General features: G+C 64.0%; 20 protein-coding genes. 13 read left to right on the top strand and 7 right to left on the bottom strand.

Features of this window, described 5'->3' with window-relative positions; translation table 11 throughout:
* Positions 1-9 precede the first annotated feature (9 nt).
* The 5 genes from RH858_RS11745 to RH858_RS11725 form a co-directional block, all read right to left on the bottom strand.
* On the bottom strand, positions 10-267 hold the full coding sequence (locus tag RH858_RS11745) for a lipoyl domain-containing protein (protein WP_259533077.1): 258 nt from the start codon (positions 265-267) through the stop codon (positions 10-12).
* Positions 264-1292: an alpha-ketoacid dehydrogenase subunit beta gene (locus RH858_RS11740; RefSeq protein WP_310561936.1), complete on the bottom strand. Its 1029-nt coding sequence runs from the start codon at positions 1290-1292 to the stop codon at positions 264-266. Before RH858_RS11740 ends, RH858_RS11745 begins: the two co-directional genes overlap by 4 nt.
* Complete coding sequence (locus tag RH858_RS11735) at positions 1292-2305, bottom strand: thiamine pyrophosphate-dependent dehydrogenase E1 component subunit alpha (protein ID WP_310561959.1); 1014 nt, start codon at positions 2303-2305, stop codon at positions 1292-1294. The genes RH858_RS11740 and RH858_RS11735 overlap by 1 nt, the downstream gene beginning before the upstream one ends.
* A gap of 128 nt (positions 2306-2433) precedes the next feature.
* Positions 2434-2808, bottom strand: a complete 375-nt coding sequence (locus RH858_RS11730; protein WP_259533080.1) for a DUF5518 domain-containing protein — start codon at positions 2806-2808, stop codon at positions 2434-2436.
* A gap of 68 nt (positions 2809-2876) precedes the next feature.
* Complete coding sequence (locus RH858_RS11725) at positions 2877-4217, bottom strand: heptaprenylglyceryl phosphate synthase (protein WP_310561935.1); 1341 nt, start codon at positions 4215-4217, stop codon at positions 2877-2879.
* Between the two features lie 152 nt (positions 4218-4369).
* Here RH858_RS11725 and RH858_RS11720 point away from each other — a divergent pair, with 152 nt between their 5' ends.
* The 8 genes from RH858_RS11720 to RH858_RS11685 all read left to right on the top strand — a co-directional run bounded on the left by RH858_RS11720 (position 4370) and on the right by RH858_RS11685 (position 12383).
* Positions 4370-4570, top strand: coding sequence for a hypothetical protein (locus RH858_RS11720; protein WP_259533082.1), 201 nt, complete (start codon positions 4370-4372; stop codon positions 4568-4570).
* 128 nt (positions 4571-4698) lie between these two features.
* Positions 4699-5763, top strand: a complete 1065-nt coding sequence (locus tag RH858_RS11715) for a BMP family protein (RefSeq protein WP_259533083.1) — start codon at positions 4699-4701, stop codon at positions 5761-5763.
* A 9-nt stretch (positions 5764-5772) separates the two neighbouring features.
* A complete protein-coding gene (locus tag RH858_RS11710; protein WP_259533084.1) occupies positions 5773-7347 on the top strand; it encodes an ABC transporter ATP-binding protein in 1575 nt (524 codons plus the stop codon).
* On the top strand, positions 7340-8533 hold the full coding sequence (locus RH858_RS11705; RefSeq protein WP_259533085.1) for an ABC transporter permease: 1194 nt from the start codon (positions 7340-7342) through the stop codon (positions 8531-8533). The genes RH858_RS11710 and RH858_RS11705 overlap by 8 nt, the downstream gene beginning before the upstream one ends.
* Positions 8526-9578, top strand: coding sequence for an ABC transporter permease (locus tag RH858_RS11700; protein ID WP_259533086.1), 1053 nt, complete (start codon positions 8526-8528; stop codon positions 9576-9578). Before RH858_RS11705 ends, RH858_RS11700 begins: the two co-directional genes overlap by 8 nt.
* Positions 9579-9674: 96 nt before the next feature.
* On the top strand, positions 9675-9890 hold the full coding sequence (locus tag RH858_RS11695) for a DUF2892 domain-containing protein (protein ID WP_259533087.1): 216 nt from the start codon (positions 9675-9677) through the stop codon (positions 9888-9890).
* A 6-nt stretch (positions 9891-9896) separates the two neighbouring features.
* On the top strand, positions 9897-10658 hold the full coding sequence (locus RH858_RS11690; RefSeq protein ID WP_310561934.1) for a VOC family protein: 762 nt from the start codon (positions 9897-9899) through the stop codon (positions 10656-10658).
* A 159-nt stretch (positions 10659-10817) separates the two neighbouring features.
* Positions 10818-12383 carry a methylenetetrahydrofolate reductase C-terminal domain-containing protein gene (locus RH858_RS11685; RefSeq protein ID WP_259533089.1) on the top strand — a complete coding sequence of 522 codons (1566 nt, stop codon included), beginning with the start codon at positions 10818-10820 and terminating at the stop codon, positions 12381-12383.
* On the opposite strand, the gene RH858_RS11680 is transcribed toward RH858_RS11685, so the two are convergent.
* Complete coding sequence (locus RH858_RS11680) at positions 12384-12845, bottom strand: PUA domain-containing protein (RefSeq protein ID WP_259536415.1); 462 nt, start codon at positions 12843-12845, stop codon at positions 12384-12386.
* A gap of 59 nt (positions 12846-12904) precedes the next feature.
* On the bottom strand, positions 12905-13402 hold the full coding sequence (locus RH858_RS11675; RefSeq protein WP_259533090.1) for an NYN domain-containing protein: 498 nt from the start codon (positions 13400-13402) through the stop codon (positions 12905-12907).
* Positions 13403-13718: 316 nt separating this feature from the next.
* On the opposite strand from RH858_RS11675, the gene dapA reads away from it, so the two are divergent.
* From dapA to dapF, 5 genes are read left to right on the top strand one after another with little or no spacing between them, the layout of a single operon-like run.
* Positions 13719-14630: a 4-hydroxy-tetrahydrodipicolinate synthase gene (dapA, locus tag RH858_RS11670; RefSeq protein ID WP_259533091.1), complete on the top strand. Its 912-nt coding sequence runs from the start codon at positions 13719-13721 to the stop codon at positions 14628-14630.
* Complete coding sequence (gene dapB / locus RH858_RS11665) at positions 14627-15541, top strand: 4-hydroxy-tetrahydrodipicolinate reductase (protein ID WP_259533092.1); 915 nt, start codon at positions 14627-14629, stop codon at positions 15539-15541. The genes dapA and dapB overlap by 4 nt, the downstream gene beginning before the upstream one ends.
* Positions 15538-16377: a 2,3,4,5-tetrahydropyridine-2,6-dicarboxylate N-succinyltransferase gene (locus RH858_RS11660; RefSeq protein WP_259533093.1), complete on the top strand. Its 840-nt coding sequence runs from the start codon at positions 15538-15540 to the stop codon at positions 16375-16377. Before dapB ends, RH858_RS11660 begins: the two co-directional genes overlap by 4 nt.
* 1 nt (position 16378) lies before the next feature.
* Positions 16379-17731, top strand: coding sequence for a diaminopimelate decarboxylase (gene lysA / locus RH858_RS11655; protein WP_259533094.1), 1353 nt, complete (start codon positions 16379-16381; stop codon positions 17729-17731).
* Complete coding sequence (gene dapF / locus RH858_RS11650; protein ID WP_259533095.1) at positions 17728-18750, top strand: diaminopimelate epimerase; 1023 nt, start codon at positions 17728-17730, stop codon at positions 18748-18750. Before lysA ends, dapF begins: the two co-directional genes overlap by 4 nt.
* Positions 18751-18757 lie beyond the last annotated feature (7 nt).

Here is an 18757-nt window from a genome sequence, read left to right as displayed (position 1 = left end):
TTCCAGGCGTCACGCCGGCGCAAGTACCGCCAGCGTCGCCCCGCGGGTGAACTCCTCGTCTTCCAGGAGGTGAATTTCCTCGAGTTTCCCCGAGACCGGTGCGGAAACGTCGAAGCTCACTTTTTCGACCTGCAGTTCACACAGCGGATCACCGGCCTCGACAGTCGCCCCCTCCCTGAGGAACCAGTTGACGACGACCCCTTCCTCGGACTCGACGTCCGCAGGCCAGTGATCGTCGACGAGGACGGCGACTCGCTCCCCACTCATTCGTGGACAGCCCGGACGGCGTCTGCGATGTCACCGGTATCCGGGATCGTTTCGTTCTCCAGCGGCCGGGCGTACGGGATCGGGACGTCCGGGTGGGCGAGCCGTTCGACCGCCTCGAGGTCCGCGAGACCGCCCTCGACGACCGAGGCAATTATCTCTCCGGTCACACCGAACGAACGGTAGTCCTCGTCGACGACCACCAGCCGACCGGTCTTCCGGACCGATTCGAGGACGGTGTCGGTGTCCAGCGGAACGAGCGATCGGAGATCGACGACTTCGACGTCGATCCCCTCCTCAGTCAGCGATTCGGCAGCCTCGAGCGCCCGATGGACGTGGAGTCCGAGCGTGACCACGGTCACGTCGCCACCCTCGCGTTTCACGTCTGCGCTCCCGAACGGGATCGTGTAGTCTGTCTCGGGCACCGGCGTCTTCGGTCCATCCGGTGCGGGCATCCAGCCAATTCCCATCAGCCGCTTGTGGAACATGTACACGACCGGATCGTCGTCCCGGATCGCGTTGTGCATCAACCCCTTGGCGTCGAACGCCGTCGACGGGACGACGACTTTCATTCCCGGGAGATGAGCGAACGTCCCGTACAGCGTCTGTGAGTGCTGGGCGGCGTCGTTGTACGTCCCACCCACGGCCGCGGTGAGCACCATGGGCACGTTGACGGCGCCACCGCTCATGTAGGTGTTCTTCGCCATCTGGTTGTAGATCTGATCCATCGCGACGCCGAAGAAGTCGACGAACATCAGCTCCGCGATGGGCCGCATCCCTTCCTGTGCAGCGCCGACAGCCGCCCCGAGGTAGGCGGTTTCACTGATTGGGACGTCCATGACGCGGTCGTGGCCGAACTCGTCGAGCAGCCCCTGCGTGGAGTCGAAGATGCCGCCGTAGTCGGCGACGTCTTCCCCCATGTAAAACACCTCCTCGTTGTCGCGCATTTCGTCGGCGATGGCCTCGACCATCGCGCGGCTCATCGTCAGTTCGCGGTCGACCGACTCAGGGGGAGCCTCTGCCGTCATTAGTCGTCACCTCCTGCCAGATCGAACTCCGGTTCGGTGTCTGTTACTCCCGACGGCGGATTGACGAACGCGTCCTCGTAAGCCGCTTCGGGATCCGGTTCCGGCTGCTCTTTGGCCCATTCGATCGCCTCGTCGACGCGCTCGTGAGCCGCCGTTTTGATCGATTCCATGGTTTCCTCCTCCACGCCGTGTGCCCGCAGCTCTTCTTTCAAGCGTTCGATCGAATCGCGTTTCGCTGCCAGTTCCTGGTCCTCCTCGGGCCGATACGTCTCCGGATCACCCATGAAGTGCCCCATTCGACGGTGGACCTGGAGTTCGAGCAGCGTCGGGCCGTTGCCGTCGCGGGCGCGCCCGATCGCCTCGTCTGCGGCCCCGTAGACGGCGATCACGTCGTCCTCGTCAACGCGGATTCCGGGCATGTCGAATCCGTCCGCGCGCCTGGAACCGTCGAGGGGTGTCGTGACTCGTTCCTTCGGCATGCTGATCGCCCAGTCGTTGTCCTCGATCACGAACACCACCGGCAGGTCGTGGACGCTCGCGAGGTTCAGCGACTCGAGGAACGCCCCCTGGCTGATCGCCCCCTCACCCAGGAACGCTACGGCGACGCTGTCTTTCCCGCGCTTTTTGGCGGCCATCCCTGCCCCGACCGCGGGCGGACAACCCTGGGCGATGATCCCACTGCAGGCGAACTTCACGTCCGGATCGAACAGGTGCATGTGTCCTCCTTTCCCGGAGGAACAGCCGGTTTCCCGGCCGAAAATCTCCGCCGTCATTCGGTCGAGGTCGACCCCCTTCGCGATGGCGATGTGGTGGGGTCGATGTGGTGCCGTCACCGCGTCGTCGTCCCGGAGGTGATGGCACACGCCGATTCCGGACGCCTCGTGGCCCGCTGCGAGGTGAAGCTCGCCCGGGATCGGTCCGGCGCTGATGTCGAAGGCCGGCTGCTTGCCCACGAGGTACTCCTCTTGAAGCCGTTCTTCGTAATACCTGGCCGTCACCATGTCCTCGTACAAGCCCGTCAGCTTCTCTTTGCTTATCGTTGTCATACTACAATGTGTGAGCTACGACGCTAAACGTGATAAAGCTATGTCACGAATGTGTCCGGCGGCTGGTGGGTCCGGCTGTCCCTGACGTCGACTCCTCAGGAGTCACGTTCCTCGCGGAGATACGCCCCCAGATATCCACCGAGTGCCCCGAGCCCCGCGTTCCAGACCAGAAGGATCGGAAAAAACAGGAACAGAACCACCAGCAGTTCAATGCCGGCTGGAATCCCTGGACCGCCACCAGTCACGGGGGCGACCACAAAGAAGCCGAAAATAACGAGCCCGAAAAGCAGGAACGGAACGAACGCGAAGAGCCCCGAGAGGGCGCCGACCTTTGCTCCACGTTTGCGGTTTTCCCCCTGTAGATAGCCCGCCACGCCGCCGCCGAGGACCGGGGAGATGCCGGTAAACGAAAGGACAACCGTAACGACCGCGCCGATGATCGCGTTGAGGAGAGTGTCGCCTCTTGCCATAGAGGTTCGAGGACAGCGACCGATAAAATAGTTCCTCGTCTCCGTGTTTTTGTCCGGCTCTCACCACGCTACCGTGGAAGTTCTTCGATCGGGAGGTGATGGGCCGGGAACGACACCGACGGCTCGTCGTCCGACTGAGGCGATCTGGTTGACTCCCGAAACGTCCGAAGGCAGACTGAATCAAGGAGATTTGCAGCGAGAGTCGACGTCGACGAGTTGCCTCCGGGTGGCCCGAGCCTGGCTTCGAGCCGACTGTGGTAGTCGTCCCGGAACACCGCCGACATCTCCGCCGGATCCGTGAGCCGCCCCTCGCGGATCGCCTCTCGAACGTCCGTTTCGGCCCTCGCGAGGACGCAGTGGGCTGTAACTCCTGCAACCAGACAGTCGCGTGCGGCCCCGGCCGGATCCTCGACCGACGGGATCGTCGAGAGGTATTCGACCGCAGCAGTGTCGGCGACGTCGGCGGTGCCCTCGAGCCACGCTTCGATCCTGTCGGGGTGAGCCGACGTCCCGATCTCCGAATCGGCGACGAACGAGGAAGCGAGATCGGCTTCCTCGGCGGCGATCCGGTGGAAGACGTCCCCGACGATCACCGTATCGGCGCCTGCCGAGAGGATCTCGGTCGCCTTATCGCGGGAGTCGATCCCGCCGCCGTACCACAGCCGGGTCCAGTCGAGAGCGGGGGCAGTCATCTCGAGAATGTCGACCGCTTCAGAGCCACCATATGTACCGGAGTATTCGAGGTAGAGTACTTCACTGCCGAGATACCGTTCCGCTGCCATCGCCCGGTCTCTGGCCTGTTCGGGGGAGAGAAGATCTGACTCGCCGACCCCCGCCTCCCGGGCGGCCGCGCTGTCGGGGTTTTGGATGACGTACGCTTCGAAGACCGCGGAGTAGAGCATCCAGTTCGTGAGAAACTCCGCGAGACGGTCGCCGTATCGGTTCACGACCCGTGACGGCAACAGCTTCTCGACGGCTGCAGGTGCCAGTTCCTCCCGGATGAACCGCGTTCCGGTTCCGAGGGTGCCGACGAACGCCTCGTCGTCACCGTTGAGGACCTGCGGCACCGCCAGGAACGACGACGCAGACAGCGTCTCCTCGGTGACGTGACTCGCCGCGCTCGGCTCGTGAAACGCCGGCGTCGACACCGACGAGAGCAGCCTGAACGTCTCGACGGTGTTCGTTTCCGTTACGTCCGCCGACCCGCCGACGGAGATGCCGTCCGTGTGTTCGAGATACCGCGGATACGCGATCGGGAGCTTCTTTGCGTCCTCCGGATCGACCTTGGTGACGTGCTCCCAGCCCCCCGGAACCGGGTTCGTGTCGAACGGCAACAGCGTTCGACCGGCGAGACACCCCGCCGTCGTCGCCCGGCCGATCGTTCGCGCGATCCGGTCGAATACGCTCATCACACGTATCCTGCCCCGCGTGACCGAATAAGCGCTGCGTTTGAGCGTCGACTGCAATCAACTCCCTTCCAGGGCGTGAATCCAGATGGAATTTGATACCATAGTATTTCGACACGATTATACGTAGAGCGTCGAACCACCCGATACAGTCGATGCCGGATCCCTCCCGCCTCCGCGACAGCACGCAGATCGTCTTACCGTGTGCTGCACTGGACGGGATAGAAGAAAGCATCGAACAACAGTTTACGGTCACGGTGTTTCAGGACTCGGACCAGTGCCGGATAATCGGTAGTCCCGTCGAGATCAAAGCGGTAGGCGAATACCTGGCACGCCAGGGATATTCAATCAGATGACGGCCACCGGCTAGAGAAGAATTACGAGCAGTTCTCAAGCAGTACCTGCCGATATCCTCCTGTAAAGCGTGAGGAATTCACTCCACAGATCCGTAACAATAAATACCCCGTGTGCGGCAACGGGTGATATGGATCGACGGCAATTTCTGACGACGGTAAGCGCGGGAACAGCAGCAGCGATCGCGGGCTGTATGGGCGGCGGCGGCGGCGCAGACTTCAACGTCGGGATGGTGTACGCGACTGGCGGGCTCGGCGATCAGTCGTTCAATGACATGGCACACACCGGTGTTCAGGAGGCCGAAGAGGACTTCGAACTCGACTACCAGAACGCCGAACCCGACGGTCCAGACGAGGTAGGGGAACTCCAGCGTCGATTCGCGAACAGCGAAGACCCCGACTTCGACCTCATCAGTTGTATCGGCTTCGTCCAGGAAACAGACCTGCTCGACAACGCCCGGGAGTTCCCGGAGCAGAACTTCATGATCGTCGACGGCGTCGTCGAGGCAGACGACGGGTTCGTCGACAACGTGGCGAACTACATCTTCAGGGAGCAGGAGGGTTCCTTCCAGGTGGGCGTTCTCGCCGGAATGCTGACCGGGATGGAGTACGACCACGGCGGGGGATCGACGAACACCGACGAGCAGATGGTCGGGTTCGTCGGCGGTCAGGAAGTGCCGTTGATCGAACGGTTCGAAGCAGGATACAAGGCCGGCGTCGAGTACGTCGACGAAGACATCGAATTCACGTCGGCGTACGCAGGCGACTGGAACGATCCGTCCACCGGGCAGGAGATCGCCTCGTCGATGTACGACGACGGTGCAGACGTCGTGTATCACGCGGCCGGCGGCACCGGATCGGGCGTCTTCGAGGCAGCCCAGTCGGAAGGGCGGTACGCGATCGGCGTCGACGACGACCAGTCGCGTACGGCGCCCGAGTTTTCCGACGTGATCGTTGCCTCGATGCTCAAACGGGTGAACGTTGCAGTGTACGAGTCGATCGAGAACACTCTCAACGACGACTTCCGCGGCGGAGAACTGAACGATCTGGGTATCGCCGAGGATGGTGTCGCCGCAGTGATCGGCCAGGACTTCGAAGGCGAACTCCCCGCAGCGATTACCGACGAACTCGAACTGACGCGGGAGGCCATCGTCGACGGCGACATCACGGTTCCCGACAACCTCGATGACGTGTAGTCCGTCAGAATGAGACAGTACGAAGGGCCGGACGGCGCCGAGGAGGCCGATAGCGTCGACTACGCCGTCAGAATGGAAGGGATCACGAAACGGTTCCCGGGCGTCGTGGCGAACGACGACGTCGACTTTGCCGTCGAACGTGGCTCTGTGCACGCACTGGTCGGCGAGAACGGTGCCGGCAAAACGACGCTCATGAACGTCCTGTACGGCCTCTACCGGCCCACGGAAGGGAGACTCGTCGTCGACGACACAGAGCGGACGTTCGGGAGTCCCCGTGACGCTATCGACACGGGAATCGGGATGATCCACCAGCACTTCATGCTGATTCCGCCCATGACAGTCGCGGAGAACATGGTGTTGGGAGAGGAGCCGACGAAATTCTTCGGGCTCCTGACCGACGAAGAGCGAGCGATCGAGGAGACCCGTACGCTGGCAGAACGGTACGGATTCGACATCGATCCGACCGAACGCGTCCACGAGATCAGCGTCGGCGAACAGCAGCGCTTGGAGATACTGAAAGCCCTCTATCGGGGGGCAGACGTGCTCATCCTGGATGAACCGACCGCGGTGTTGACGCCCCAGGAAGTCGAGTCGCTGTTCGACATCTTCGACGAGCTCGTGGCGGACGGCAAGACGATCATCTTCATCACGCACAAACTCGGCGAGGCACTCCGCGCCGCCGACCAGATCAGCGTACTCAGAGACGGGAAACTCGTCGACACTGTCGACACCGACGAGACCACACGGGAAGAACTCGCGACGATGATGGTCGGACGCGAGGTGCTGCTCGAGGTGACCAGCACGCCGGCCGACCGGGGAGAGACGACACTCGCTGTCGAGAATCTCGAAGTCGACGACGACCGCGACGTGCGGGCGGTCGACGGCGTGTCGTTTTCGGTCGCCAATGGGGAGATATTCGGAATCGCTGGCGTGGACGGCAACGGGCAGTCTGAACTCGTCGAGGCGATCACCGGATTGCGGGCCGCCGAATCGGGCCGGATTATCCTGGACGACGAGGACGTAACCCACGACTCCCGACGCCAACGAATCGCCGCCGGAATGTCGTACATCGCGGAAGATCGACAGCGCCGGAGTCTCGTATTGAACTACGATCTCCGCCGGAACGCGCTGTTGGGGACTCAGCGGCTCCCAGAGTTCGCCGACGGCGGATTCGTCGACTGGGACTACACAGGCGAGTACACTGACACAGTTATCGACGAGTACGACGTCAGACCGCCCGACCCAACCGCATCAGCCCGCTCGCTTTCGGGCGGGAATCAGCAGAAGTTCGTCGTCGGTCGCGAACTCGAACGGGACCCTTCACTCGTCGTCGCTTCACAGCCGACCCGGGGCGTAGACATCGGTAGCATCGAGTTCGTCCACAACCGGCTGCTGGATCTCAAAACGGAGGGGGTCGGACTGCTGCTCGTCTCCTCGAAACTCGAGGAGGTACAGCGCCTCTCCGACCGGATGGCGATCATGTACGACGGTCGGTTCATGGACGTCGTCGATCCGGACGACGTGACCGAAGAAGAGATTGGACTGTTGATGGCAGGCGAGTATCCGGAGGGGGACGATGAATAGCGAGTCGATCGAAGAGTTGCTGGATCGGCTCGTCGACGCCTCGGGGACCGAACGGATCGCAATCAGCCTGGCCGCGCTGGTGTTCGCGAGTCTCGTCGGGGGAATGCTGGTGTTCGTCTCCGGCGCGGTCGCGACGTGTCGAGTCCCGGCGTTCGGGATCGCGGGCGTGGAGTTCTGCTACAACCCGATCGAGGTGTACGCGATGCTTGTGTACGGTGCGTTCGGGACTCCCGTGAACATCGGCCTCACGCTCCAGGAGACGACGCTTTTGCTTTTCACCGGCCTGTCGGTGGCGGTGGCGTTCCGCGCCGGCCTTTTTAACATCGGGACGCAGGGACAGATGGTCGTCGGGGCGCTGGCGAGCGCGCTTACGGTGATCTGGCTGGCGCCGTATGTCCCCAATAACCTGCTCGGGGCGCTTCTTCTGGTGCCACTTTCGGTCGTCGTCGGCGCAGCCGTCGGCGGCTTTTACGGCGCTATTCCGGGAGCAATGAAGGCGTACGCCGACGCCCACGAGGTGATCACGACGATCATGCTCAACTTCGTGGCGTTCGGAATCACCTTCTATCTCGTACGAAACCACGTCGGCGATCCCACGGTCGACGCGGTACAGACCGTGTCTGTCCCGGAGTTCGTCCGGTTGTCACCGACCATCGGCGGGACGCGTTTTTCGCTGATCGCCCTGATCTCGGGACTTGTCGTCGCCATCGGCGTGTATTTGCTGTACAAGCGCACAGTAATCGGCTACGAACTGCGGACGAGCGGGCTCGCACCCGAGGCGTCAGAATACGGCGGGGTGAACGCCGAACGCAACATCGTCACGAGCATGACGCTGTCGGGTGCACTCGGCGGAATCGCCGGGTCGATGTACGTGTTGATGATCCTGTACCGGTTCCAGACGGAGATGCCGCCCCTGGGATTCGACGGGATCGCCGTCTCGATTCTGGCCGGGAACAATCCCATCGGGGTGATCCCGGCGGCCGTGCTGTTCGGCGCGTTGAAAGCCGGTGCGCTACAGATCGACTTCGCCCTCGGCGTGCCGAACGAACTGATCGAGGTGCTCCGCGGGCTCATCATCCTGTTCGTCGCGATGCCGGAGTTCTTCCGGATGCTCGGCAAGCGTGCCGGCTACGGGACGGACGGTTCGGACGCCGCAGTGACCGACGGAGGTGAAACGGATGGATAGTCCCCGACTCTCCCGACGGTCGGGACTCCTCGCAGGTGGAATTATCGCACTGCTGTTCGTCGTCGCAATGGTGCCAGGGCTCCGGGAAATCGGCGCCGACGTGGTGGGGGTCGTCGACGCCTCCTACGTTCGCAGCGCGCTCCGGTTGACGGTCCCGATCGCGTTCGCCGGGATGGGCGGGATCTTCGCGGAGAAGTCCGGCGTCATCAACATCGGGCTCGAGGGGCTGTTGATCATCGCCGCCTTCACGGCCATCGCAGTAATGTGGGCGCTCGGCGGCAGGGGCGCGGAGGGCATGTGGATCGCCTTCTTCGCGGCCGTTGTGGCGAGCGCAACCGTCGCGTTCCTCTTTGCGGCGGTGTGCATCGAGTTCAAGGCCGATCAGATCATCGCCGGGCTGGCGGTCTGGTTGATCGCGCTCGGGATCGCCCCGTTCGGCAGCATCATCATCTGGGAGACGGTCAACAGCCCGAGCGTCGGCACACTCGATAGAATCCCGCTTCCGGTCCTGTCGGAACTGCCGTACGTCGGTCCAGCACTGTTCGACGTGAGCCCGCCCGTCTACCTGCTGTTTCTTGCCGTTCCGTTCTCGTGGTACCTGCTGAACCGAACGTCGTTCGGCAAACACCTCCAGGCCAGCGGCGAGGACCCCAAAACCCTCGACACAGTCGGCGTCGACGTGAGGAAGATCCGGTACGCTGGCGTCCTGCTGTCCGGAATCTACTGTGGCATCGGCGGCGCCGGGCTCGCGCTCAACACCGGCCAGTTCGTCGGCGGCGGCGAAACGATGATCGACGGTCGCGGCTGGATCGGCATTACGACGTACCTGATCGGCAACTACAACCCGATCGGCGCCGCCGTGGCGTCGTTTTTCTTCGCCGGACTCGACGCGCTACAGCTCGAACTGCAGCGGATCGCCGGCATCGAAGTCTCCTCGACGCTCGTCGGGATCATCCCGTACGTTGCCGTGCTCGTCGTGCTCACGTTCGTCGGGCGAACCCGGATGCCGGGCGCCGCCGGGGAACATTACGATCCCGACGAGTGACGGGTTCGATACGACGTTCTCGACGAGAGTGGTGGTCGCGACGGACACGGGATCAGTGCGCACAAGCGTTTTACTCCACGACCACCACCAACGCGTATGGAACGAAACGTCGGCGAAACGGACCGGCTCGTCAGGATCGCGCTCGGCGCCGTCTCCGGCCTCGCGTCGCTTGGGATTCTCGGTGGCGTCATCGCGGCGAGCGGTGGCCTGGCGCTGGTGTTGGGTCTCGTTGCGATCGTCCTGCTCGCGACCGGGACGGCGGGCACCTGTGGCGCATATCAGGTGCTTGGTGTCAACACCTGCAAGCGGTAGCCGACGATGCTGGGTGGGTGCAGGTGGCTCGCACTGGAAGTGACGTATCTCGATCCGGTCGTGGAGTTCTATCGAGAGCGACTAAATCTCGAACCGATCGTCCGATCGGACCGCGAGGTGGCGTTTCCGATCGGGCCGGACGGCGATGTCGAGAGGGCCCGAGGTAGCACCGATAGATCCGGGAGCGGAACCGGAAGTGAACTCAGGCTGCGACGGCCGGAGGGCGTCCCCCGCGGGGGGCTTCACACCCACTACGCCTTCGCCTGTCCGAGCGACGTCTACGACCACTGGTACGAGCGTCTCGACGACGACCTCGAACTCCAGGAAGTCGACTTCGGTTCGATGCGGTCGCTGTACGCGGACGATCCGGCAGGGAACTGCGTCGAAATCGCTGGGGCGGACCCACCGAGCGGATCCGGGGACCTCCAACTGACCCGATTCTTCGAGGTGGTACTGGAGGTCGAGGACCTCCCGGACGCGGAGGCGTTTTACGTCGATCTGGGGTTCGAGGTCGTGGATAGGGGATCGAACCGTCGCCGGACGCGGCTCTCGACCGGCGCCGTCGATCTCGAGCTGTGGGAACCGCACCTCGGGCTCGCCGACGCCCGGGGAGGCGTCCACGTCGACCTCGGACTCGAAGCCGCCGATCCGGACGCGGTCGCCGACGCGGTTTCCGACCGGGTGACAAAGTGGGAACGTATCGAGGACGGCGTTCGGATCCGCGACCGGGACGGGCATTACATCACTCTCGTCGAGATCGGTACGTGAATCCTCGAGACCGGTGTGTGAATCTGCAAGACTGTGGAGGGCTGTGACACGATCCCGCCGGTTTCCCGAACCGTAGGATGCGTCGAAACGCTGAAACCCGGGCTCTCTTAATTTATAAGAGACGACGTTCCGGATCGAAATCGAACCTACAGTACAACAATGACGAAAAACACGCTGAAGGAGTCCATTCTCGACGAAGACGAGTTCGGAGTGACGTGGGAACACGTGCCCGGTCGCGGGGCACGCGAGCAACAACAGGATGCGGTCTTCGAGGCCGCCGAGGTCGCCGCCGAAGGCGACGTCGTCCACGGGATCTCGGTGACGGAAAACGCGGGTGGAAACCCCGCTATCTCCGCGGAGTATCTCGGGATGAAACTCGAGGATCTCGACGTCGATCCCCTCGTGCACTTCACCGCGAAAGACAAGAACCGAAATCAGCTCGAAAGCCTCCTGTACGCGATGGACCGGGAGGGGATCCACAACCTGCTTGTAATGACTGGCGACTACCAAAACGACGGCTATCAGGGCCAGTCCAAACCCGTCTACGATCTGGACCCCGTCCAGATCATGGACCTGATTTCGGACCTCAACGAGGGGCTCGAGTACACCGACAAGTTCGGCCGCGAGAAGAGCCTCGAACCCACCGACTTCTTCGCCGGCGTCGCCGTCTCCCCGTTCAAAAAGCTCGAATCCGAACTCGTCCCCCAGTACTGGAAGCTCGAAAAGAAAGTCGAACAGGGCGCCCAGTTCGTGATCCCGCAGGTGGGGTACGACGCCCGCAAGTTCCACGAACTCCTCCAGTACGTAGAAGATCACGACCTCGACGTCCCCGTGATCGGCAACATCTACGTGCTGGATCCCGGCTCGGCGAAGGCGATGAACGCCAATCGGGTACCCGGCGTCATCGTCACCGACGAGCTGCTCGAGGACATCGAAGAGGAAGCCGAAGAACACGACGATGACGGCAAGCAGGCTCGCCGCGATCGTGCCGCCAAGATGTACGCCTTTATGAAGGGGATGGGTTACGACGGCGTCCACATCGCCGGCCACGAGATCGACCACGACGGCGTGGAGTACATCGTCGAGCGCGGCGAAGAGCTGGTACCGGAGTGGCGCGATCTCGTCGAAGAGTTCGACTACCCCATGGAGGACGGCTTCTACTACTACGAACGCGACCCCGAAACCGGTCTCAACACCTGGGATCGAAACGCGTTACCGGAAACGCCCAAGCGGTCGCTCAACTACCGGGCATTCAAGGTGATGCACGACCAGCTGTTCGAACCCGACGGCGCCCTCTTCGGTCCCATGCGCTGGAGCGCGGAGAAGGTCGACGGCAGCCGTCTGGAGGGTCCCTACCAGATGACCGAACGGATGGTCAAAACCGCCTCCAACGACTGCGAAGAGTGTGGCAACTGCGCGCTCCTGGATCTGGCGTATCAGTGTCCGATGTCCCAGTGTCCGAAGAGCCAGCGAAACGGCCCCTGTGGCGGCAGCTACGACGGCTGGTGTGAGGTCCACCCCGGCGAACAGAAGTGCATCTACGTGAACGCCTACCGGGAGCTGAAAGCCGACGGCGGCCCCGAAAAGGCCCGCGAAAAGCTGCGCGAACTGTACATCCCCCCGCCCGACTGGGAGCTGGAGAACACCTCCTCGTGGCTCAACTACTTCCTCGGGCGCGACTACGCCAGCAAAAACGCCGGCATCAAGCCCCCGCAATCCGACTGATCACTCCGCGTCGGGATCTCCGGCACCCTCGCGTACTTTCACGGCCATTCCGGTTTCGAACGTTCGCATGCCGTCAGCCGACAGCTCGGCACGTCCGACAGCCAGCACGTGGCCCGCCTCGTGGATCACGACCACCTCGTCGCGAGATCTGACGTCATCGTCGACCTCGGCGACGAACTTCGCGAACACGTTTTTGCCATCGCGGACGAACGGCTCCGACTCGTCGCCGACAACGACTGTGTAGCTCCCTTCGAGTGCTTCGTACAGCCGTCGCCCGCCAGCGATTCCGAGGGTGAACCGTCCGTCGACACCGTAGGAAACGAGCCGACCCTCCTCGGCGACGATCTGACGTGGACGGCCGCCGGTCGACCGACGAACCGTCAGCTCCTCTTCCGGCGGGAATAGGGCCTTGCCTGCGCCTGCGCCGAACTGGTAGTCGGCGACCGTGCGCAGCGACGCCAGATCCGGCGCGCTCGCATCGGGTGGCTCTTCGGTCGGTGAGTCGTCGGGGGAGTCCGCCGTCACAACAGGAACACCTCCTCCCGGTCCGAGAGGTCGAGGAAGCTGTCCGCCGCATCGACGAGTTCCTCGGCCGTCGAGGAGCCGAACCCCATCACTTCCACCCGGACCCCCATGTGACGGAGATGCGAACAGAGCCGGGAGAAATCCCCGTCGCCGGTACACAGAACGACGACGTCGACGTGGTTCGCAAGCGTCACAGCGTCGAGGCTCATCCCCACGTCCCAGTCGGCCTTCTTCGAACCGTCGGCGAACGTCTTGATGTCCTTGATCTTCGTCTCGAATCCGATGTCCTCGAGCGCCTCGAAGAACGTCTCCTCTTCGGGCGAGTCCGCACGGATAACGTACGCGATCGCACGCACGAGTTGCCGGTCCTGAACGGCACGGGACAGCAGTTGCGTGTAGTCGATGTTTCGAGAATAGCGACTCTGTGCGGTGTGATACAGGTTCTGAGAGTCGGCGAGGACGGCGATCCGCTGGTCCGGATGAATGTCGGTCATGGGAGGAAACTCGGCCGGCCGGATGTTAGGGATGTCGTTCGCCGCCGGCGCGAAACACGCCGAAGACGCAATATATAAGAGTCTCACCACCGTTCCTCCGTCCGTGACATCTACCGCACCTGTCGACGGCACGCTCCGCTCGGCAGCTTCGCGTCCCTTCTTCCCCAAAAAACGGGTGCGGTAACGCTCGTTGCGGGAGTGGCGATCCCGTCTCGGGCGGCGTTCGACTCGAAGCGAGTATCAGCGTCCGGACAACCAGTAGCGAACTACCAGCGAACCACGAAGGCGGATTACCCACTACGAACCCGAGATCACAATGACAGAAACACACTTCGAAGGCGTCTACCCCGCAATGGTGACGCCGTTTACCGACGACAACGAGGTCGACCACGAAACGCTCGCAGCCGACGCCCGCCGACTGGAGGCCGCCGGCGTCGACGGGCTGGTCCCGGTCGGATCGACCGGTGAATCGGCGACGCTCACCCACGACGAACACGCGGAAGTCGTCGAAACCGTCGTCGCAGCCGTCGAGGACGTCCCGGTCATCGCCGGCACCGGCTCGAACTCCACCCACGAGGCGATCGATCTCTCCCGGCGCGCCGAAGAGTCGGGGGCCGACGGCCTGCTTTTGATCTCGCCGTACTACAACAAGCCGGAGGCGCAGGGCTTTTACGAACACTACACCGCGATCGCCGATGCGGTCGATCTGCCACAGATCGTCTACAACGTCCCCTCCCGAACGGGACAGAACATCCCCATCGATACGACCGTCGAACTCGCCTCACACCCCAACATCGCCGGCTACAAGGCCGCTTCGGGCGACCTCAACCAGATTTCCGAGATCGTCGAACGGACCCGAGAGGAGTCGTTCGATGTGCTCTCGGGCGACGACGGCATGACGCTCCCGATCCTCTCGGTCGGTGGAACCGGAACGATAAGCGTCGTCGCCAACGTCGAACCCGAACGAACCTGTGCGATGGTCGGCGCGGCGCTTGCAGGCGACTACGACCGCGCCCGGCGGCTCCACCACGAGCTCGGCCCGCTGATGCGGGCGCTGTTCGTCGAAACCAACCCGATCCCGGTGAAGGAAGCCATGCACATTCGAGGCCACACCAGCCACTACATCCGATCGCCGCTGACGCGACTCACTCCGGAGAATCGAGATTACGTCAGGGAGGTACTCGCACAGCTGGACGCGACGGAACCGCCGGAGGTGCCGAACCCGTGACGCGGGACGACACGCCGGTCGAAACCGACGGTGGCACTACCCCCGTTTGCATCGCGGTCACCGGTGCCGGCGGCCGAATGGGGCGGGAGGTGATCGAACTCGCGAGCGACCGGAACGGGGTCGAGGTCGCGCTCGCGGTAAACAGGTCCGCTGTCGACGACGTCAGGGACCACCCCGTTCGGACCGTCGGGGGACGCGAGGATCTCGCGGAAGCGCTCGCGGACACCGAGCCGGACGTCCTCGTCGATTTTACCGCGCCGGCGGCGACCGTCGAGTACGCCGAGGCGTGCGTCGCGGCGGACGTCCCGATCGTCACAGGGACGACCGGCTTCGACGAGACCGACCGCGAGCGACTCGACCGGGCGAGCGAATCGGTTCCCGTCCTCGTGGCGTCGAACTTCTCCCGCGGGATCCTGGCGCTCCGTCGGGCGGTCGAGGAGGCGGTCCGTGCGCTCCCCGGTTACGACGTCGAACTCACCGAAACACACCACAACGGCAAGCGGGACGCGCCGTCGGGCACCGCCAAGACGATCCTCGAGGACGTCGAGGCGATCGTCGGTGACGGAGAGGACGCGCCCGGTCGGGTACACGGCCGGGAGGGCGACCAGCCCAGAACAGCCGGCGAGATCGGCGTCCACGCCCGCCGAGCTGGAGACGTAACTGGAGAGCACGAACTGCTTCTTGCGGGCAACCGGGAGGCACTCGAACTCACTCATCGAGCCGGCGACCGGGGCGTCTTCGCGGCGGGCGCGCTCGATGCAGCCGCCTGGCTCTCCGAGGAGGAGGCGGGGCGATACGAGTTCGCCGACGTCGTAGACGACCACCCGAACAGCGATTCGAACGGCAAGCAGACCGCGGAACGAAACGAGAAGCCACCGACGACAGACGATACGAAGGGAGACGATACATGACGCTCGAATCTGCAATCGACGACCTGTGGAACCGATACGACAACGGACTGACCGCCGCCGAGGCGACCGACGACGACCTGGCTACCCTCGAGGCGTTCCTCGAATCCCTCGAGGCGGGTGAGATCCGCGCCGCCGTCAAAACCGGCGACGGCGTCGAAAGCTGGGAGGCAAACGAATGGGTAAAGCGTGGAGTTCTGCTCAACTTCGGCCTCCGCGAGACCGAACCCAGACAGTACGGCGGAGTTACCTACTACGACGTGCTCCCGCTTCGCCGGACCGACGATCTCGGCGATCGAGGGACGAGAAACACGCCCGACGGGACGGTGATTCGTCGCGGGGCCCACCTCGGCGCCGACTGCATCGTGATGAGCCCAGCGTTCGTCAATGTCGGCGCCTCGGTGGGCGACGGGACGCTCGTCGACTCCTGTGACACCGTCGGCTCGTGTGCCCAGATCGGCGAAGACGTAAAACTGGGAGCCAACACGCTGATCGGCGGCGTGCTGGAGCCGATCGAGGACGCCCCGGTGATCGTCGAGGACGGCGTCTCGCTGGGTGCCGGCTGCAGAGTCACCTCCGGCTTCAGAGTCGGAAAGAACAGCGTCGTCGGGGAGAACACGCTTCTCACCCCTCGAATTCCGGTGTACGACCTGGTAGAGGAGGAGGTCGTCTACGGCCACCTGCCAGCGAACCGTCGAGCGTTCACGCGATACGTGGAGTCGTCGGTGTCGGACCACGACCTGCTGGAGGGTGGCGCGTACAAACCCGCCGTCGTTGCCACTCACGTCGAGGAAGAGACCCTGGAAGCGACGCGGCGGGAGGGAACGCTGCGGGAGTGAGATGGCCGGAACGAACGACGACCGGATCCCGGACCACGACGACCGGATCCCGGACCACGACGATCCAATCCGTCGACTCGACGACTGGAACGCGAACGCACTCGAAGGGTTAGCCGAGGAGTACGACACTCCATTGTACGTCGTCGACCTCGGGCGCGTCACGGAAAACTGCGATCGGCTCCGGGAAGCGTTCCCGGAAGCGGACGTCAGATACGCTGTCAAGGCACACACCGGACGTTCGGTCCTGGAGACAGTCCGACGCGCCGGGCTGGACGCCGAGTGTGCCTCCGCAGGCGAGCTTCAGCGCGCTCTCGCTGCCGGCTTCCCCGGAGACCGGCTCCACTACACCGCGGTGAATCCACCCGCCCACGACCTCGATGCGGTCGTTTCCGCGTGGGAATCCCATCCCGACCTCACTGTCACCGTCGGCGCGACCGACACCCTCGATCGACTCGAGGAACGAGGCTTCGACGGCCGGATCTGTCTCCGCGTCAACCCGGGAATCGGCGCCGGCCACCACGAGAAGGTCCGGACCGGGGGGGACGCGAAGTTCGGCGTCCCGCGTACCCGCGCGTCGGAGGCCGCCATCGACGCCGCGGAACGGTTCGATCTCGTCGGGCTTCATGCACACGCGGGGTCCGGGATCGCCGGAGACGACCTCGCGGACCACCGCGAACTCGTCGACCGAATGGGGAAGCTAGCCCGGACAGTCGCCAACCGGCTCAACGAGGTGGAGTATCCCGGACTCGAATACGTCGACGTCGGCGGCGGGTTCGGCGTCCCGTACCGAGAGGAGGAACCGCCGCTGGATCTGGCTGCGGTCGCTGCGGCCACGAGGGACGCACTCGGTTCCGTTCCGGGGCGAAACGGCAATGGGGCGCGCCTCGCGATCGAACCCGGCCGGTACGTCGTCGCGGACGCCGGCGTGCTGTTGACCCGGGTCAACACGGTCAAGCCGACCGCCGAAACGACGATCGTCGGCGTCGACGCCGGGATGACCGACCTGCTCCGTCCGGCGCTGTACGACGCCTACCATCCGATCGCGAACCTGTCAGCAGGTCGATGCCAGGAGGCGATACCTGCCACAGTCGCGGGACCTATTTGTGAAAGTGCCGATGTCTTCTGTGACAATCGTCCGCTCACCCGGCCCGAGCGCGGTGACGTCCTCGCCGTGGGGATCGCCGGAGCCTACGGGTACGAGATGGCGAGTCAGTACAACTCTCGCCCCCGTCCGGCGGAAGTCGCCGTCGACGGTTCCGACGCGTCCGGCCCCTGTCTGGTCCGGCAGCGGGAAACCGTCGAGGACCTCACCCGGGTCGAGCGACCGATCGAGCCACTGGAGGATTACGAATGAGCCAAACCCACGCAGCCCCGTTCGAGAAGTACCACGGAGCAGGAAACGACTTCGTCGTCGTCGACGCGAGCCACCCCGCCGTCCGGGGGATCCCGGATCGACGGGCGTTCGCGACGACGGTCTGTGACCGAAAGAATGGCGTCTCCCGCCTACAGAACGGGGACGACCACCCGTCCAGGCCGGACGGCGGTGCGACCGCACTCGACGGCGGTTCCGGATCGGCCCTCCCCGAAGGTGTGGTCTCCGAACCCAGGGTCGGTGCCGACGGCGTCCTCTTTCTGGACCTCTCCCCGGAGTTTACCCCAGCCCGGGTCGTCATGACGCTCGTCCAGCCGGACGGCTCGGTGGCGGCGATGTGCGGCAACGGCGCCAGATGTGCCGCCCAGTGGGCCCACGAACGCACCGGCGAGACGGAGTTCATGATCGATACGATGGCGGGGACCCGGTACGCGACGGTCGAACCCGACGAACCGGGCGAGGGATGCGTCGAGATCGAAATGGGGACGCCCAGGTTCGACGAGAGCGTGATCGAACGCGAGATTGGGGAGCTGACCGTTACTGCTGTCGACACCGGGGTCCCACACGCCGTCGCCTTCGTGGACGACGTCTACGAAATCGACCTCGAGTCGGTCGCTCCACCGATCAGACACGCCGACGTCTTCCCCGACGGGGCGAACGTGAACGTCGCCTCCCGCGTCGAGGAATCCACGGACACGGGGGACACAGAAGACAGAGCTGCAACATTCGAACAGCGAACCTACGAGCGGGGGGTCGAAGGAGAAACCCGGTCGTGTGGGACCGGCGCGGTCGCCATCGGCGCAGTCGCGGTTCACCTCGGAATCGTCGAGGGAGACGTCGTTGACCTGCGTCCCTCGGGCGGTGAGCTGCGAGTCCGAGTCCCCGACGGCGAGCCGGCACACCTGTCCGGTCCAGTCGAGCGGGAGTTCACCGGGACGGTGCTTCCGGGCGTCGCCGAAGAGCCGGGAGAACCGCCGGCCGCGGAAGGGTCAGCCAAGTGACGACAGC

It is taken from the genome of Halalkaliarchaeum sp. AArc-GB (genome assembly GCF_031432225.1).
Lineage (GTDB): Archaea > Halobacteriota > Halobacteria > Halobacteriales > Haloferacaceae > Halalkaliarchaeum.
Note: the sequence above shows the minus strand (reverse complement) of the source record. Positions and strands in the feature narration are given on the sequence as shown.

What these genes read in the sequence shown, in the direction of transcription:
- RH858_RS11745 (WP_259533077.1), bottom strand. Translation starts at nt 267, where the DNA reads ATGAGTGGGGAGCGAGTCGCCGTCCTCGTCGACGATCACTGGCCTGCG.
- RH858_RS11740 (WP_310561936.1), bottom strand. Translation starts at nt 1,292, where the DNA reads ATGACGGCAGAGGCTCCCCCTGAGTCGGTCGACCGCGAACTGACGATG.
- RH858_RS11730 (WP_259533080.1), bottom strand. Translation starts at nt 2,808, where the DNA reads ATGGCAAGAGGCGACACTCTCCTCAACGCGATCATCGGCGCGGTCGTT.
- RH858_RS11725 (WP_310561935.1), bottom strand. Translation starts at nt 4,217, where the DNA reads ATGAGCGTATTCGACCGGATCGCGCGAACGATCGGCCGGGCGACGACG.
- RH858_RS11720 (WP_259533082.1), top strand. Translation starts at nt 4,370, where the DNA reads ATGCCGGATCCCTCCCGCCTCCGCGACAGCACGCAGATCGTCTTACCG.
- RH858_RS11715 (WP_259533083.1), top strand. Translation starts at nt 4,699, where the DNA reads ATGGATCGACGGCAATTTCTGACGACGGTAAGCGCGGGAACAGCAGCA.
- RH858_RS11710 (WP_259533084.1), top strand. Translation starts at nt 5,773, where the DNA reads ATGAGACAGTACGAAGGGCCGGACGGCGCCGAGGAGGCCGATAGCGTC.
- RH858_RS11705 (WP_259533085.1), top strand. Translation starts at nt 7,340, where the DNA reads ATGAATAGCGAGTCGATCGAAGAGTTGCTGGATCGGCTCGTCGACGCC.
- RH858_RS11700 (WP_259533086.1), top strand. Translation starts at nt 8,526, where the DNA reads ATGGATAGTCCCCGACTCTCCCGACGGTCGGGACTCCTCGCAGGTGGA.
- RH858_RS11695 (WP_259533087.1), top strand. Translation starts at nt 9,675, where the DNA reads ATGGAACGAAACGTCGGCGAAACGGACCGGCTCGTCAGGATCGCGCTC.
- RH858_RS11690 (WP_310561934.1), top strand. Translation starts at nt 9,897, where the DNA reads ATGCTGGGTGGGTGCAGGTGGCTCGCACTGGAAGTGACGTATCTCGAT.
- RH858_RS11685 (WP_259533089.1), top strand. Translation starts at nt 10,818, where the DNA reads ATGACGAAAAACACGCTGAAGGAGTCCATTCTCGACGAAGACGAGTTC.
- RH858_RS11675 (WP_259533090.1), bottom strand. Translation starts at nt 13,402, where the DNA reads ATGACCGACATTCATCCGGACCAGCGGATCGCCGTCCTCGCCGACTCT.
- dapA (WP_259533091.1), top strand. Translation starts at nt 13,719, where the DNA reads ATGACAGAAACACACTTCGAAGGCGTCTACCCCGCAATGGTGACGCCG.
- RH858_RS11660 (WP_259533093.1), top strand. Translation starts at nt 15,538, where the DNA reads ATGACGCTCGAATCTGCAATCGACGACCTGTGGAACCGATACGACAAC.
- lysA (WP_259533094.1), top strand. Translation starts at nt 16,379, where the DNA reads ATGGCCGGAACGAACGACGACCGGATCCCGGACCACGACGACCGGATC.
- dapF (WP_259533095.1), top strand. Translation starts at nt 17,728, where the DNA reads ATGAGCCAAACCCACGCAGCCCCGTTCGAGAAGTACCACGGAGCAGGA.